The organism is Streptomyces sp. TLI_146 (genome assembly GCF_002846415.1).
GTDB lineage: Bacteria > Actinomycetota > Actinomycetes > Streptomycetales > Streptomycetaceae > Streptomyces.
Genome location: NZ_PJMX01000001.1, coordinates 3,217,183 through 3,233,220 on the forward strand (window position 1 = coordinate 3,217,183; position 16,038 = coordinate 3,233,220).

13 protein-coding genes are annotated in these 16,038 nt (G+C 71.6%); 9 read left to right on the forward strand and 4 right to left on the reverse strand.

Going from position 1 to position 16,038, the window contains the following annotated elements:
* Positions 1-94: 94 nt before the first annotated feature.
* Positions 95-1,456: a glutamine synthetase family protein gene (locus BX283_RS14630; RefSeq protein WP_101388063.1), complete on the reverse strand. Its 1,362-nt coding sequence runs from the start codon at positions 1,454-1,456 to the stop codon at positions 95-97.
* Between the two features lie 287 nt (positions 1,457-1,743).
* Between BX283_RS14630 and BX283_RS14635 the strand changes: the two genes are divergently transcribed.
* From BX283_RS14635 to BX283_RS14655, 5 genes are all read left to right on the forward strand, one after another.
* Complete coding sequence (locus BX283_RS14635) at positions 1,744-3,732, forward strand: amino acid transporter (protein WP_257582802.1); 1,989 nt, start codon at positions 1,744-1,746, stop codon at positions 3,730-3,732.
* Between the two features lie 182 nt (positions 3,733-3,914).
* Complete coding sequence (locus BX283_RS14640; protein WP_257582804.1) at positions 3,915-4,253, forward strand: hypothetical protein; 339 nt, start codon at positions 3,915-3,917, stop codon at positions 4,251-4,253.
* A 140-nt stretch (positions 4,254-4,393) separates the two neighbouring features.
* Entirely contained in the window at positions 4,394-5,053 is a 660-nt protein-coding gene (locus tag BX283_RS14645) for a DUF3105 domain-containing protein (protein ID WP_257582806.1), read from the forward strand.
* On the forward strand, positions 5,050-5,667 hold the full coding sequence (locus BX283_RS14650; RefSeq protein ID WP_101388065.1) for a DUF305 domain-containing protein: 618 nt from the start codon (positions 5,050-5,052) through the stop codon (positions 5,665-5,667). Before BX283_RS14645 ends, BX283_RS14650 begins: the two co-directional genes overlap by 4 nt.
* 226 nt (positions 5,668-5,893) lie before the next feature.
* Complete coding sequence (locus BX283_RS14655; protein WP_101388066.1) at positions 5,894-7,804, forward strand: protease pro-enzyme activation domain-containing protein; 1,911 nt, start codon at positions 5,894-5,896, stop codon at positions 7,802-7,804.
* 320 nt (positions 7,805-8,124) lie between these two features.
* Here the strand turns inward: BX283_RS14655 and BX283_RS14660 are convergent, their stop codons facing one another.
* Both BX283_RS14660 and BX283_RS14665 read right to left on the reverse strand, forming a co-directional pair.
* Positions 8,125-8,964, reverse strand: a complete 840-nt coding sequence (locus BX283_RS14660) for an alpha/beta fold hydrolase (protein ID WP_101388067.1) — start codon at positions 8,962-8,964, stop codon at positions 8,125-8,127.
* Positions 8,961-9,662, reverse strand: coding sequence for a DUF998 domain-containing protein (locus BX283_RS14665; RefSeq protein ID WP_101388068.1), 702 nt, complete (start codon positions 9,660-9,662; stop codon positions 8,961-8,963). The genes BX283_RS14660 and BX283_RS14665 overlap by 4 nt, the downstream gene beginning before the upstream one ends.
* Before the next feature lie 71 nt (positions 9,663-9,733).
* On the opposite strand from BX283_RS14665, the gene BX283_RS14670 reads away from it, so the two are divergent.
* The 3 genes from BX283_RS14670 (at position 9,734) to BX283_RS14680 (ending at position 13,625) form a co-directional block, all read left to right on the forward strand.
* The gene (locus tag BX283_RS14670; protein WP_101388069.1) at positions 9,734-10,132 is read left to right on the forward strand and encodes a hypothetical protein; all 399 of its coding nucleotides are present in this window, start codon (positions 9,734-9,736) and stop codon (positions 10,130-10,132) included.
* A 66-nt stretch (positions 10,133-10,198) separates the two neighbouring features.
* A complete protein-coding gene (locus tag BX283_RS14675; RefSeq protein ID WP_101388070.1) occupies positions 10,199-11,797 on the forward strand; it encodes a multicopper oxidase family protein in 1,599 nt (532 codons plus the stop codon).
* Between the two features lie 79 nt (positions 11,798-11,876).
* Positions 11,877-13,625: an NAD+ synthase gene (locus tag BX283_RS14680; RefSeq protein WP_101388071.1), complete on the forward strand. Its 1,749-nt coding sequence runs from the start codon at positions 11,877-11,879 to the stop codon at positions 13,623-13,625.
* A gap of 36 nt (positions 13,626-13,661) precedes the next feature.
* On the opposite strand, the gene BX283_RS14685 is transcribed toward BX283_RS14680, so the two are convergent.
* Complete coding sequence (locus tag BX283_RS14685) at positions 13,662-14,684, reverse strand: endonuclease/exonuclease/phosphatase family protein (RefSeq protein ID WP_101388072.1); 1,023 nt, start codon at positions 14,682-14,684, stop codon at positions 13,662-13,664.
* A 304-nt stretch (positions 14,685-14,988) separates the two neighbouring features.
* Between BX283_RS14685 and panB the strand changes: the two genes are divergently transcribed.
* Positions 14,989-15,867 carry a 3-methyl-2-oxobutanoate hydroxymethyltransferase gene (gene panB / locus BX283_RS14690; protein ID WP_101388073.1) on the forward strand — a complete coding sequence of 293 codons (879 nt, stop codon included), beginning with the start codon at positions 14,989-14,991 and terminating at the stop codon, positions 15,865-15,867.
* Positions 15,868-16,038: the final 171 nt, after the last annotated feature.

Below are 16,038 nucleotides of genomic sequence, written 5' to 3' on the forward strand. Positions count from 1 at the left end.
TCCGGCCGCCCCCTGCCATGACACACTCCGGCGACCGCCCCCGCCCGCCGGGCTCACCCGAATGCCCCGCGCGGAACACCCCCAAGGAACGCCCCTACAGCACCGGCAGGTTCTTCCGCAGCTCGAAGGCGGTGACCTCGCTGCGGTACTCCTCCCACTCCTGCTTCTTGTTGCGCAGGAAGAAGTCGAAGACGTGCTCGCCGAGCGTCTCGGCGACCAGTTCGCTGCGCTCCATCAGCGAGATCGCCTCGCCGAGGTTCTGCGGGAGCGGCTCGATGCCCATCGCGCGGCGCTCGGAGTCGGAGAGCGCCCAGACGTCGTCGTCGGCGCCCGCCGGGAGCTCGTAGCCCTCCTCGATGCCCTTGAGGCCGGCCGCGAGGAGCAGGGAGTACGCCAGGTACGGGTTGCAGCCGGAGTCCAGGGAGCGGACCTCGACGCGGGAGGAGCCGGTCTTGCCGGGCTTGTACATCGGCACCCGGATCAGCGCGGAGCGGTTGTTGTGGCCCCAGCAGATGTACGAGGGGGCCTCGCCGCCCGCGCCCGCCGTGCGCTCCGAGCCGCCCCAGATGCGCTTGTAGGAGTTGACCCACTGGTTGGTGACGGCCGAGATCTCGGCGGCGTGCTTGAGCAGGCCCGCGATGAAGGAGCGGCCGACCTTGGAGAGCTGGTACTCGGCGCCCGACTCGTAGAACGCGTTGCGGTCGCCCTCGAAGAGGGAGAGGTGGGTGTGCATGCCGGAGCCCGGGTACTCCGAGAACGGCTTCGGCATGAAGGTCGCCTGGACGCCCTGTTCGAGCGCCACCTGCTTCATGACCAGGCGGAACGTCATGATGTTGTCGGCCGTGGAGAGCGCGTCCGCGTACCGCAGGTCGATCTCCTGCTGGCCGGGCGCGCCCTCGTGGTGGCTGAACTCGACCGAGATGCCCATGGATTCGAGCATGGTGATCGCCTGCCGGCGGAAGTCCATGCCCACGTTCTGCGGGGTGTGGTCGAAGTAGCCGGAGTTGTCCGCGGGGGTCGGCCGGGTGCCGTCCAACGGCTTGTCCTTCAGCAGGAAGAACTCGATCTCGGGGTGGGTGTAGAAGGTGAAGCCCAGGTCCGAGGTCTTGGCAAGGATGCGCTTGAGGACGAAGCGCGGGTCCGCGAAGGACGGCGAGCCGTCGGGCATCAGGATGTCGCAGAACATCCGCGCGGTGCCCGGGGCCTCCGCGCGCCACGGCAGGATCTGGAACGTGCTCGGGTCCGGCTTGGCGATCATGTCGGACTCGTACACCCGCGCGAAGCCCTCGATGGCCGAGCCGTCGAAGCCGATCCCCTCGTCGAACGCCTGCTCCAGTTCGGCAGGAGCCACCGCGACCGACTTCAGAAAGCCGAGCACATCGGTGAACCACAAACGCACAAACCGGATGTCACGCTCTTCGAGAGTGCGGAGCACGAACTCCTGCTGCTTGTCCATAGCCACATCCTTGCAGTTCAGACGGTCTGTGCACCACCGCCCGGGCATGAGGGGGAAACATCAGTATCAAGGCCCGGGATTACCGCCACATTACGCACCCGGTATGACCTGCGGCACGTCCCCTCCCCACAGTCGCACCGGGTGCCGCGCGGGGCGAGGCTGTGGGGGATACTCGCTCCTCGTCGCATGCAGAAACGTCCCCGCAACGGTTGAATACGGCCACCGGGGTACGGACCCGAGTACTGCCAACGAGTGCAGCACGAGTACGGCTATGGAGAACCCGAAGGATGACCGGCACCCAGATGGAGCCCCCGGATACCGTCGCCGCGCCGCCCGCGCGCGAACCCGCCGCCCGGCGCTGGCGGGCCTGGCTCCTGGACGGCCTGTCCGAGCGCTCCGCGCGCCACCCCGGACCGCACGGCACCCCGCCGCAGGAGCACCAGGGCCACTCGTGGTGGCGGGTGATGTGCCTGACGGGTGTCGACTACTTCTCCACCCTCGGCTACCAGCCCGGCATCGCGGCCCTCGCGGCCGGGCTGCTCTCGCCGATGGCCACCCTCGTACTGATCGCGCTGACCCTGCTCGGCGCGCTGCCGGTCTACCGGCGGGTGGCCAAGGAGTCCCCCAACGGCGAGGGCTCCATCGCCATGCTGGAGCGGCTGCTGCCCTGGTGGGCGGGGAAGATCTTCGTCCTGGTGCTGCTCGGCTTCGCGGCCACCGACTTCATGATCACGATCACCCTGTCGGCGGCCGACGCCTCGGCCCACGTGGTGGAGAACCCCTTCGCCCCCGACTGGCTGCACGGCTCCAACCTCTGGATCACGCTCGCCCTGGTCGCGGCCCTGGGCGCGGTCTTCCTCAAGGGGTTCAAGGAGGCCATGGGCGTCGCCGTGGTGCTGGTGGCCGTCTATCTGACGCTCAACCTGGTGGTGCTCGCCACCGCCGTCGGCAAGATAGCCACCGAGCCGGTCGCGGTGAACGACTGGTGGCACGCCGCAAGCGCCGAGCACTCCTCGCCGCTGGCGATGGTCGGCGTGGCGCTGCTCGTCTTCCCCAAGCTCGCGCTCGGCATGTCCGGCTTCGAGACGGGTGTGGCGGTGATGCCGCAGATCACCGGTGACGCCTCCGACACGTACGCGAAGCCGCTCGGCCGCATCCGCGACACCCGCAAGCTGCTCACCACCGCGGCCCTTGTCATGAGCGGCTTCCTGCTGGTCTCCAGCCTCGCCACGACGATCCTCATCCCGGAGGCGGAGTTCAAGGCGGGCGGCGACGCCAACGGCCGCGCGCTCGCCTACCTCGCCCACCAGCACCTGGGCGAGGCCTTCGGCACGGTGTACGACATCTCGACCATCGCGATCCTCTGGTTCGCCGGGGCGTCGGCGACGGCCGGGCTGCTCAACCTCGTCCCGCGCTATCTGCCGCGCTACGGCATGGCCCCGGAGTGGACCCGCGCGGTGCGCCCGCTGGTGCTGCTCTTCGTGGCGATCGCCTTCTTCATCACCTGGTGGTTCGACGCCGACGTGGACGCGCAGAGCGGCGCGTACGCGACCGGGGTGCTCGTCCTGATGCTCTCGGCGGCGTTCGCCTCGACCGTGGCCGTACTGCACCGGGGCAAGCGGGCCGCCGCCGTCGGGTTCGGCGCGATCACCGCCGTCTTCGCGTACACCCTGGTCACCAACGTCATCGAGCGGCCCGACGGGCTCAAGATCGCACTGCTGTTCATCCTGGCGATCCTGCTGTCGTCGTTCGCGTCCCGGGTGCACCGGGCGTTCGAGCTGCGGGCCACCGAGGTGACCTTCGACGAGGCGGCGAGCCGGTTCATCGACGAGGCGGCCGCGAGCGGACCGCTACGGCTGATCGCCAACGAGCCGCAGGAGCACAGCACCCGGGAGTACCGCGCCAAGGAGTACAGCCAGCGCGAGGAGACCCATATCCCGGACGGGCGGCCGGTGCTGTTCCTGGAGGTGTTCGTGCAGAACTCCTCGGACTTCACCACCGAGCTGACCGTGCACGGCGACGAGAAGCACGGGGTGCGCAGGCTGCGGGTGGAGGGCGCGGTGGTGCCCAACACGATCGCGGCGGTGATGATGAAGCTGCGCGAGCGCACCGGCGAGGTGCCGCACGCGTACTTCAACTGGACCGAGGGCCACCCGCTCAGCCATCTGCTGCGCTTCCTGGTCTTCGGCGACGGCGAGGTCGCGCCGGTCACCCGTGAGGTGCTGCGGCGGGCCGAGCCGGACCTGAAGCGGCGTCCGCGCGTCCACGTGGGCTGACCTCGGGGGCTGACTTCGTGGGCTGAGCTCCAGGTCCGCCGCAGGCCGCCGCCCGGCCCGCGGCGGACCGGTTCCGGCCGGGTGGCCGGATCTTGGCCGACCCCACCCTGCCGCGCGGCGTGCTCCCTCGCCTAGCATCTGCGGCTATGGGGGGAGTGAGACGCCTTCGCATCACACGTCCCGTGGCGCTGGTGAGCGCCATGGCGACGCTCCTCGCCGCGCTCTTCCTCTGCCTCACCGCGGGCGGCGAGGCGAGCGCGGACCCCACCGCTCCCCGGGTCCACCACGCCGTGGCGGTGAGCGGGGCGGCGCAGTACAGCTGTCCGTACGACCGGGGCGACTGCGGGCTCTTTCCGCACGCGGATCCGGCCGTGCTGACCGCGCCTCCGCTCGATACCCCGGCGCCGGGGGCCGCGCACGCCGTACGGGCCGCCGCGCCCCGTCTCGCGGGGGCGCCCGCGCGGTCCGGGGCTCCGCCCCGGGTCCCTGACCTTCATGTCCTTCAGGTGCTGCGGACATAGCTCCGCTGGTTGTGCGGTCGTTTTGACTGCGGGTCCGCTTCGGCTGGTCGCGCAGTTCCCCGCGCCCCTGGCAGTACGGGCCTCGCGGGGTCCATAGGAACTCCCCCGACTTCCCCCTCACCAGAAGGACTTGAGCCACCATGGCCACCAAGGAAACCAAGAGCTCGCGGCAGGCGCGGATAGCCGAGATGCGGCGGGCCGAGCAGGCCCGCGAGCGGCGCAACAAGCTCATTGCCATCACCGCGTCCGTGGTGATCGTCGCCGGGCTCGTCGGCACCGGCGCGTACCTGCTGAACAAGGAGTCCGACGACAAGGACAAGCAGCAGGCGCAGAAGGCCGCCGACGCCAAGGCGACCATCGCCGGCGAGAAGGACTGGGACCCGAAGAAGCTCACCCGCAACCACGTCACCAAGACGGTGTCGTACCCGATGAAGCCGCCGGTCGGCGGGGACCACGACCAGGTGTGGATGAACTGCGGCGGCGCCGTCTACAAGAAGCCGGTCCCCGACATGAACGCGGTGCACTCCCTTGAGCACGGCGCGGTCTGGGTGACGTACAACGACAAGGCGCCCGCCGCCGATGTGCAGAAGCTCTCCGACAAGGTCTCCAAGACGCCGTACTCGCTGATGAGCCCGTACCAGGACCAGGCCGGGGCGATCATGCTCAGCGCCTGGGGCAAGCAGGTCACCGTGACCAGCGCGGACGACCCGCGGGTCAACCAGTTCTTCGCCAAGTACGTGCAGGGCGCGCAGACGCCGGAGCCGGGCGCGGCGTGCACGGGCGGGCTGGACCAGAAGTGAACCGCACCTACTGGGCGTCCCTCGCGGCGGTCGTGGCGGCCCTGGTGTTCGCGACGGTGGCCACGGTCGCCAGCGCCACCGGAGGGGACTCGAAGCCCGCCGCGCACACCCCGGTGGCGGCCTCGGCGGACGCGGGCTTCGCGCGCGACATGGCCGTCCACCACCAGCAGGCGGTGGAGATGTCGTTCATCGTGCGCGACCGCACCAAGGACGAGGAGGTCCGCCGGCTCGCGTACGACATCGCCAACACCCAGGCCAACCAGCGGGGCATGCTGCTGGGCTGGCTCGATCTGTGGGGGCTGCCCAAGTCGGAGCCGGAACGGCTGCCGATGGCCTGGATGGGCATGGGCAGCGAGCCCGGCGCGGACGGCGCCCTGATGCCCGGCATGGCGACCAACACCGAGATCGCCCGGCTGGGCAAGGCGGACGGCAAGCAGGCGGAGGTCCTCTACCTCCAGCTGATGACCGAGCACCACAAGGGCGGTATCCACATGGCCCAGGGGTGCGCCCAGCGGTGTACGACCGAGGTGGAGCGCGGTCTGGCGCAGGGCATGGTCGACTCCCAGCAGTCGGAGATCGACCTGATGGCGCAGATGCTGAAGGCACGTACGTAACCCGGCTTACCGGACGGCAGCCGCCCAACACCACTAAAACGGACCCAAGTCCCGCCTCCCCGGCGGGACTTGGGTTTCTCTTGACACAGGCATGCCCCCCGCATGAACCGTTCCTCACCAGAGTGACGCTGTGCATGTGCAGATCAAGTGCATATGCCTCCCAGGTGAAGAGCCTCATGCAGGGGGTCAAATGAGAACCAGCCGCACCAGGCGGCGTGCCGTGAGCATGGCAGCGACACTGCCTCTGCTCGCCGGCGCGCTCGCTCTCGGCATACCGTCCGCCCACGCGGCGGACCCCGTGCCGTCCGGGCGGGCCGCCCTCACGGGCACCAAGCCCGCGTGGGCCACCGGCGCCGCCGACCAGGGCGCCACGGCGAACGGCAACAAGGTCGACGCGCGCGTCTACCTCGCGGGCCGCGACGCCAAGGGCCTCGCCGCGTACGCGGCGGCCGTGTCGGACCCGAGCTCGGCGTCGTACGGGAAGTTCCTGAGCGCCGCGCAGACGCAGCAGCGTTTCGGTGCGACCAAGGAGCAGATCGCGGCGGTCACCGGCTGGCTGAAGTCGCCCGGGCTGACCGTCACGGGCAGCAACCAGCACTACATCTCGGTCTCCGGCGACGTGGCCGCCGCCGAGAAGGCGTTCGCCACCCAGCTGCACAACTACCGCAAGGGCGGCCGCACTTACCGCGCGCCGGTGCAGACCGCCTCCGCGCCGGGCGCGCTGGCCGACGCGGTGCTCACCGTGACCGGCCTGGACAACGCCCCGCACAAGGCGACGCACCACGAGACGCTGCCCGGGCCCGGCCCCGCCTTCAAGAACTCCGGGCCGTTCTCGACGTACTACGGCTCGAACATCGCCACCACCCTGCCGGACGCGTACGGCACCAAGGTCCCGTACGCGGTCAGGGGGTACACCGGCAAGCAGCTGCGGGCGGCGTACGGCGCGGGCGGCTACACCGGCAAGGGCGTGACCGTCGCGATCACCGACGCGTACGCCTCGCCGACGATGGCGAAGGACGCCCAGCGGTACGCGCTGCGCAACGGCGACAAGTCGTACAAGCACGGCCAGTACAGCGAGGTGAAGCCCGCCGACTACAACAGCGTGGAGGCGTGCGACGCGGCGGGCTGGTACGGCGAGGAGTCGCTGGACGTCGAGGCCGTGCACGCGGTCGCGCCGGACGCGGACATCGTGTACGTGGCGGGCGCGTCCTGCAACGACCCGGATCTGCTCGACGCGCTGAACAAGGTCGTCGACAGCCACCTGGCCGACATCGTCTCCAACTCGTGGGGCGACATCGAGGCCAACGAGACGCCGGACGTGGCGGCGGCCTACGACCAGACGTTCAAGCTGGGCGCCGTCGAGGGCATCGGCTTCTACTTCTCCTCCGGCGACGACGGCGACGAGGTCGCCAACACCGGCAAGAAGCAGGTCGACACCCCGGCCAACTCGGCGTGGGTGACGGCGGTCGGCGGTACGTCGCTGGCGGTCGGCAAGGGCGACACGTACAAGTTCGAGACGGGCTGGGGCACGCTGAAGGCGTCGCTGGCGGCGGACGGGAAGAGCTGGACGAACTTCCCGGGCGCGTACACGTCGGGCGCGGGCGGTGGCACGAGCGCGACGGTGAAGCAGCCGTTCTACCAGCGGGGCGTGGTCCCTGACTCCCTCGCGAAGGCGAACGGCTCCGCCCGTATGCGCACGATCCCGGACATCGCGGCGGTCGCGGACCCCAACACGGGGTTCCTGGTGGGCCAGACGCAGACGTTCCCCGACGGCGCGGTGAAGTACGACGAGTACCGCATCGGCGGTACGTCGCTGGCGGCGCCGGTGATCGCGGGCGTGCAGGCGCTGGCGCAGCAGGCCCGGCACTTCCCGATCGGCTTCGCGAACCCGTCGATCTACGCGCGCTACGGCTCGCCGCTGTACCACGACGTCACGGACCACCCGCTGGGGGCGCGTGACCTCGCGGTGGCGCGGGTCGACTTCGTGAACGGGGTCGACGCGTCGGGCGGGCTCGCGACGTCCGTTCGCACGCTGGGGAAGGACAGTTCGTTGCGGGCGGTGCGGGGGTATGACGACGTGACGGGTGTCGGCACGCCTTCCCGCGGCTATGTGGCGTCGTATGGCCGCCACTACTAGCCACGACGTGGCCGGGTGTCCGGTGCGCGTTCCTGTTCGTGTGTGAACACCCCCGCCCCGGGGCCGGTTCCGGTCCCGGGGCGGGGCGTTTTCCCCGGCCGGTTAGTTCGTCTGCGAGCCGTCCCCAACTGGTCGCGCAGTTCCCCGCGCCCCTAGAAGCGCCCCTCCGGGGCGCCCAGGGGATTGCCGCGGAGCGGCATTCTTAGGGGCGCGGGGAACTGCGCGACCAGCCATCCACGGTCCGCAGACGAACACAGCGGGGTGCAGGGGCCGCAGGCCCCGCCAACGGGCCCCCGGGAAGCGAGCCTCCCCCGGAGGGTTCAGGGAAAGGGCGGGGTGGGGGAATGCGGCGCGTCCAGGATCGAGTCCGCCACCCTTCCCGCGTCGTCCAGCATCACCAAGTGCCCCGCCCCCTCGGCCACCTCCAGCACACCCCCCAACGCATCCGCCAGCCCCCGCTGACAGGTGAGCCAGGACGGACCCCCCGCCCCGCCCGCCAGAACCGTCACCGGCACCGGCGGGAGCGGGAAGTGGTCGCGGAGGTGGAGGAGTTCCGCCGCCACCGCGCGGTAGCGGACGTTCTCCAGGAGCAGGCCCCGCCACACCCTGGACGTGCGGTAGCAGCGGTGGACCAGGGCCCGGGGGGCCGGGTCAGACCCGCCCGTGCGGGAGAGGCGGACCGTGGCCCGGCGCAGGAACGGCCCGAGCGCCGCCGGCAGACCGACGCCCGACAGCACCGCCCCCGCCACCCGCGCCGACACCACCCGCGCGGACGCCACCTGCCGGGCCTCCGGCTCCACGCTGGAGTCCACCAGGACCAGCGCGGCCGTACGGGAAGGGTGCAGCCGGGCGTACGCCTCCGCGTGGAAGCCCGCGATCGAGTGCCCCACCACCGTCACCGGCCCGGACACCCCCACCGCGTCCAGGACCGCCGCGATCCGGTGCGCCTCCCCCGAGGCCGTCGGCGGGGCCGCCGCCGGGCCGGAGAGGCCGTGGCCGGGGCGGTCGAAGCGGACCACCGTGCGGTGGGGGGCGAGCAGCGCCGCCACCTCGTCCCAGTCGAACCAGGCCATGCCCAGGCCCGCGCTGAGCAGCACGGGCGGACCGCTCCCCTCCACCACCACATGGTGCGGCACCCCGTCGATCCGTACGAACGTCATACTCGATTCTCGCGCGCGACCGCGTACGCGAGCACCCCCAGCCACACCGCGACCAGCAGCACCTGCCCCCGCTGCCCGGCCCCCAGCGACCAGGTCCCGCGCCCGGCCTCGAACGCGGCGATGGCGGCCAGCGTCCAGACGGTGACGGCCAGTTCGAGCACCACGAGCAACGGTCCCACCCGGGCCAGTGGCGCCCATCGGCCATAGCGGCGCGCCGCCACCGTGAGCGCCACGACGCCCACCAGCGCCCCGGTCATCGCGACGCTGCTGCTCACCGCGTGCGCGGTGTGCGTGGCCGGAACCAGACCGGCCGTCTCGCGCGCCGCGCACTCGGGGTCGGCGGTCGGCGCGCAGCTCAGCGGCAGCCGGGAGTCGGCCACGGTCGCCGCGCCGAACAGCACGAGCCCGGCCCACCCGGCCACCGACCAGCCCCGCCGGTCGCACCGCCACAGCGCCCACGCCGACCCGGCGAACACCAGCGCCCCGGCCACCAGGTCCGTCGCCCGGAAGAGCCCGCCGAGCGGCTGGTCGGCCGCGGCGAGCTCGCTGACATAGGTCTGTACGGGGTCGAGCCCGGTGTGCAGGACCACTTCGAGCACCCACGCGGTGTAGGCGAGCGCGCCGAGCGCCAGCAGGACCACCGCGGGCCGGACGCGCGAGCCGGTGGCTTCCTCTTCGGCCGCGTCCGTGGTCGTCATGGGGCCATGATCACCTGGGCGTCCGGGGTCCCGCACGTCGAGTCATACCGGGTGGGGGTAAGGTGCGGTCCATGGTGACCGCGAGGAGGACCACGGCGTACGGGCAGCTGCTGCTCTGCGCCGCGCTGCTCTTCGGCATCTTCACGATGCACACGGTCGGGCATCCGGCGGAGCACACCGCGGCCGCCCCCGGCGAGCACACCGCGATGGCCATGGCCGCGCCCGCCGCTCACCACCAGGCCGCCGCCGCTCCCCGCCACGAGCCCATGCGCGGTATGGACCCCGGCTCCGTATGTCTGGCCGTGCTCGGCGTGTGGGGCCTCACCCTGCTCGCCGTACGGCTGCTGTCGGCGCGCGGCCGGACGCCGGGCGCGATCGTCGTACGCGGCCGGACCCTGCGGCCGCTGTGGCCCAACCCTCCCCCTCCGTACGGGAGTCGCGTCGCCGCCTTGTCGGTGCTGCGCCAGTAGGAGCGCGCGAAGCAGGACACGCGCCCCTACTCCTTCGCATGCCCACACCACGAGGTGCACCCAGTCATGTCCGCACACCCCACTCGCCGCGCCGTGCTCGGCGCCACCACCGCCGTCGCGGGCGGCGCCCTGCTCACCGCCTGCTCGGGCTCCGGCTCGATGGACGGAATGGACGGCATGGGCGGAATGGACCACGGCTCCACGCCGTCGGCCACTCCCCCGGGCTTCGTCGACCCCGCCGGTCCCGAGGTCGTCGCCGCCGAGGCCCGGCGCGGCTCCGGGCCCGTCCGCAACGTCCGCCTCACCGCCACCGCCACCCCGCTCGACCTGGGCGGCGGCCGTACCGTCCGCTCCTGGGCGTACGGCGACAAGCTGCCCGGCCAGGAGGTCCGGGTCACCGCGGGCGACACGCTCGCGCTCACCCTCGCCAACCACCTCCCCGAGCCGACCTCGCTGCACTGGCACGGCCTCGCCCTGCGCAACGACATGGACGGCGTGCCGGGTCTGACCCAGCGGGCCGTCGCGCCGGGGGCGTCGTTCGCCTACCGGTTCGCCGTCGCCCACCCCGGCACGTACTGGTTCCATCCGCACTCCGGCGTCCAGCAGGACCGGGGCCTGTACGCCCCGCTGATCGTCGAGGACCCGAAGGAGCCGCTGGCGTACGACCGGGAGTGGGTCGTCGTCCTGGACGACTGGGTCGACGGGGTGGACGGCTCGACGCCGGACGCGGTGCTGGCGGAACTGCGCAAGGGCATGGGCGGCATGGACGGCATGGACCACTCCGGCCACGACATGGGTGACATGGGCGGCACGCCGACGCCCTCCGCCGGTCCCTCCCGCATGCTCATGGGCGCCACCAGCGAGGCGCTCGGCGGCGACGCGGGTGACGTCGCGTATCCGTACTACCTGGTCAACGGCCGTACGCCGCAGGACCCCGCCGTCTTCACCGCCAAGCCGGGCGAGCGCGTCCGGCTGCGGATCATCAACGCGGGCGGCGACACCGCGTTCCGGGTGGCGCTCGGCGGCCACGAGCTGACGGTGACCCACACGGACGGCTTCCCGGTCCGGCACACGACGGCGGACACGCTGCTGCTCGGCATGGGCGAGCGGTACGACGTGCTGGTCACGGCGGGCGACGGGGTGTTCCCGCTGGTGGCGCGGGCCGAGGGGAAGAAGGCGGCGGCGCTGGCGGTGCTGCGCACCGGCGGCGGGGCCGCGCCCGACGCCTCCGTACGCCCCAAGGAGCTGACCGGGCGGCTGCTCACAGCCGAGAAGCTCGCGCCGGACGCCTCCGTGGCGCTGCCCTCGAAGGCGCCCGACCGGACGGTGAGGCTGACGCTGACCGGCGGGATGGCGAAGTACGACTGGGCCTTCGACGGGAAGCCGTACCGGCCGGACGCGCGCCACCCCGTCCAGGCAGGCGAGCGGGTGCGGCTGGTCTTCGCCAACACGACGTCGATGTGGCACCCGGTGCATCTGCACGGCCACACGTTCGCGCTGGCGGGCGGCGCGGGCGGGGCCCGCAAGGACACGGCGGTAGTGCGGCCGAAGCAGACGCTGACCGTGGACTTCGACGCGGACAACCCGGGCCTGTGGATGGTCCACTGCCACAACGTCTACCACTCGGAGGCCGGGATGATGACGGTCCTCGGCTACCGGAAGTAGCCCCGCCGGTGGGGTGGAGCGGGGTGCCGCGCCCTCGCTCCACCCCCCATCGCGTCGCTTTGACGATTACACTGGCGGGGTGCCTCAACTACGTCTCGCTCTGAATCAGATCGACTCGACCGTCGGCGACATCGCCGCGAACGCCGAGGCGATCGTGCACTGGACCCGGCACTGTGCCGAGCAGGGCGCGCACCTCGCCGCCTTCCCCGAGATGATGCTCACCGGCTACCCCGTCGAGGACCTGGCGCTGCGCTCCTCGTTCGTCGAGGCCTCCCGGCAGGCGCTGACCGCTCTGGCGGCGCGGCTGGCCGCCGAGGGCCTCGGGGAGCTGCCGGTGATCGTCGGCTACCTCGACCGGTCGGCCGACCGGCCCCGCTACGGCCAGCCCGCGGGCGCCCCGCGCAACGCGGGAGCGGTGCTGCACCGCGGCGAGGTGGTGCTCCGGTACGCCAAGCACCACCTGCCCAACTACGGCGTCTTCGACGAGTTCCGGTACTTCGTGCCGGGCGACACCCTGCCCGTGATCCGGGTCCACGGCGTCGACGTGGCCCTGGCGATCTGCGAGGACCTCTGGCAGGACGGCGGGCGCGTCCCGGCCACCCGGTCGGCCGGGGCCGGGCTGCTGGTCTCGATCAACGCCTCGCCGTACGAGCAGAACAAGGACGACACCCGCCTCGAACTGGTCCGCAAGCGGGCCCAGGAGGCCGGGTGCACCACCGCCTACCTGGCGATGGTCGGCGGCCAGGACGAGCTGGTCTTCGACGGCGACTCGATCGTCGTGGACCGCGGCGGCGAGGTCGTCGCCCGCGCCCCGCAGTTCTCCGAGGGCGGTGTGCTGCTCGACCTGGAGCTGCCCGCCGCGGGCCCGGTCCCGTCCGGGACGGTCGACGACGGGCTACGGATCGAGCACGTGATCCTCTCCGAGGAGCCCGTCCCGGCGTACGAGCCGGAGCTCACCGGCGGACAGGCCGAGCGCCTCGACGACGACGAGGAGGTGTACTCGGCGCTGGTCACGGGCCTGCGCGCGTATGTGTCCAAGAACGGCTTCCGGTCCGTCCTGATCGGTCTGTCCGGCGGCATCGACTCGGCGCTGGTCGCCGCGATCGCCTGCGACGCGCTCGGCGCGGAGAACGTGTACGGCGTGTCGATGCCGTCCAAGTACTCCTCGGAGCACTCCAGGGGCGACGCGGCCGAGCTGGCCCGCCGCACCGGGCTGAACCTGCGCACGGTGAGCATCGAGCCGATGTTCACCGCCTACATGGTCTCGCTGGGGCTCACCGGGCTCGCCGAGGAGAACCTCCAGTCGCGGCTGCGCGGCACCATGCTGATGGCGATCTCCAACCAGGAGGGCCATCTGGTGCTCGCGCCGGGCAACAAGTCCGAGCTGGCGGTGGGGTACTCGACCCTGTACGGCGACTCGGTCGGGGCGTACGGCCCGATCAAGGACGTCTACAAGACGGCCGTGTTCCGCCTCGCCAACTGGCGCAACAAGGCGGCGGCCGACCGGGGCGAGGTCCCGCCCATCCCGGAGAACTCGATCACCAAGCCGCCCAGCGCCGAGCTGCGCCCGGACCAGGTCGACACGGACTCGCTGCCGGATTACGCGGTCCTGGACGCGATCCTGGCGATGTACGTCGACCGCGACCAGGGCCGCGAGGCGATCGTGGCGGCGGGGTTCGACGCGGAGCTGGTGGCGCGGACGCTGCGGCTCGTCGACACCGCCGAGTACAAGCGGCGCCAGTACCCGCCGGGCACCAAGATCTCCGCGAAGGGCTTCGGCAAGGACCGGCGACTGCCGATCACCAACCGGTGGCGCGAGTCGGTCTGAACCCGGGCGCCCGGCCCCGACCCCGGCCCCCTGGCCTCAGATCTTCAGCCGCGCCGCGATCGGCAGGTGGTCGCTGGGCGTCCGGCCCAGGGTCCACGAGGACTTCGGCTCGACGCCCTTGACCATGATCTGGTCGATCCGGGCCATCGGGAACGACGCGGGCCAGGTGAAGCCGAAGCCGTTGCCCGCCGCGCCCTGGGTGGAGCGCATCTGCGAGGTGATGTTGTTCAGGGCGCGGTCGTTCATGGTGCCGTTGAGGTCGCCGAGCAGGACGACCTTCTTGAGCGGGTCGCCGGCGATGGCGTCGCCCAGGGCGTCCGCGCTGGCGTCCCGCTGGCGCGCGGTGAACCCGGCGCTGAGCTTCACCCGGACCGAGGGCATGTGCGCCACGTACACCTTCACCTGGCCGGCGGGGGTGCTCACGGTGGCGCGCATGGCGCGGGTCCAGCCCATCTTGATGTCGACCGGCTCGGCGTCGCTCAGCGGGAACTTCGACCACAGGCCCACCGTGCCCTGCACCGAGTGGTGCGGATAGGTCCCGTTCAGCGCCTTCTCGTACGCGCCGACCGCGCTGCCGGGCAGCTCCTCCAGGGCGAGGACGTCGGCGCCGGAGGCGATGAGCTGACGGGCGGTGCCGGCCGGGTCGGGGTTGTCGGCGTTCACGTTGTGCGTGGCGACGACCAGGTTGCCGCCCTTGCTCTCCTTGTCGGTGAGCAGCCCGCCGAAGAGATTGAGCCAGACGACCGCCGGGAGGACCAGGGCGATCAGCGCGGTCGCCGAGCGGCGCCACAGCGCGAGGCCGAGGAGCACCGGGACGAACACGCCCAGCCACGGCAGGAAGGTTTCCGTGAGGCTGCCCAGGTTGCCGATCCGGTTGGGGATCTTCGCGTGGACCAGCATGACCAGGGCGATCAGCACCGCGAGCCCGGCCAGGACCAGGCCCCGCCGCCAGATGCCGGGATCCCCCTGCCAGCCGTCGAGCAGGCGCCGGACCCGGGATCCGGAGCGCTCGCCCTCCGCGCTGCCGTTCCCCGTCTCCGCCACGTACGCCCGCGTCATACCGTCGTCCTCACTGCCTTGCCGTTCGTACTCCGCCGCCCTGATGACCCTAGGCGATGGAGGGCGGCTTTCCCTTGCCCCGTACTGCCTCGATGACGACAGGGCGCCGCGCGGGGTTCCAGCGGGTCACGGCCGCGGGGGTGGCTGTGACAAAACGCGCATATTTGCCAGGTGGGTGGTTTAAAGGTCATGTATTTGCGTGACTGAGGCACCCACTTCCCGTCGGCGGGGGTGGGATGCCACCATGGAAGTGGTCCGGAGACGCCGTCAGGGCGCTTCGAGATGACGAACAGGAGCCGTTGCGATGACGCAACAACTTAAGGCTGCGCAGAATCCGCCCGTAGAACGTTCCGACAGCAGCAAGGCGCTGTACGGGGGCAAGTCCACGCGCCGCGTCACGATCCACGACATCGCCGCCGCCAAGGCCCGGGGCGAGAAGTGGCCCATGCTCACCGCGTACGACGCGATGACCGCGTCCGTCTTCGACGAGGCCGGGATCCCGGTGCTCCTCGTGGGCGACTCGATGGGCAACTGCCACCTGGGCTACGACACGACCGTCCCGGTCACGCTCGACGAGATCGCCATGCTGTCCGCCGCCGTCGTACGGGGCACCAAGCGCGCCCTCGTCGTCGCGGACCTGCCGTTCGGCACCTACCAGGAGGGCCCGGTGCAGGCGCTGCGCAGCGCCACCCGCCTGATCAAGGAGACGGGCGTCGGGGCCGTCAAGCTGGAGGGCGGCGAGCGCTCGCTGGCCCAGACCGAGCTGCTGGTGCAGTCCGGCATCCCGGTCATGTCCCACCTGGGCCTGACCCCGCAGTCCGTGAACGCCATGGGCTACCGGGTGCAGGGCCGCTCCGACGAGGCCGCGCACCAGCTGCTGCGCGACGCGAAGGCGGCGGAGTCCGCGGGCGCGTTCGCGGTGGTGCTCGAACTCGTCCCCGCGGAGGTCGCGGCGGAGATCACGCGCTCGCTGCACATCCCCACCGTGGGGATCGGGGCGGGCGTCGAGTGCGACGCGCAGGTGCTGGTGTACACGGACATGGTGGGGCTCACCGGGGGGAAGGTGCCGCGGTTCACGAAGCAGTACGCGGATATGCGCCGGGTCCTCGGTGACGCGGCCAAGGAGTTCGCAGGCGAGGTCGTGGGCGGGGCGTTCCCGGCGGAGGAGCACACGTTCCACTGAGCGCGCCGCTCGGGGAATGCAGTCATTTCGGCTGCGGACCGGCCTTGGCTGGTCGCGCAGTTCCCCGCGCCCCTAAGGGGCACGGCAGCCCGTCGGCACTTCGTGTCGGCGGGCTGTCGGCGTCTGTAGGTCGTCTGTCGGTGGATTGTCGGTGGCGGCTGGCACCTTGGG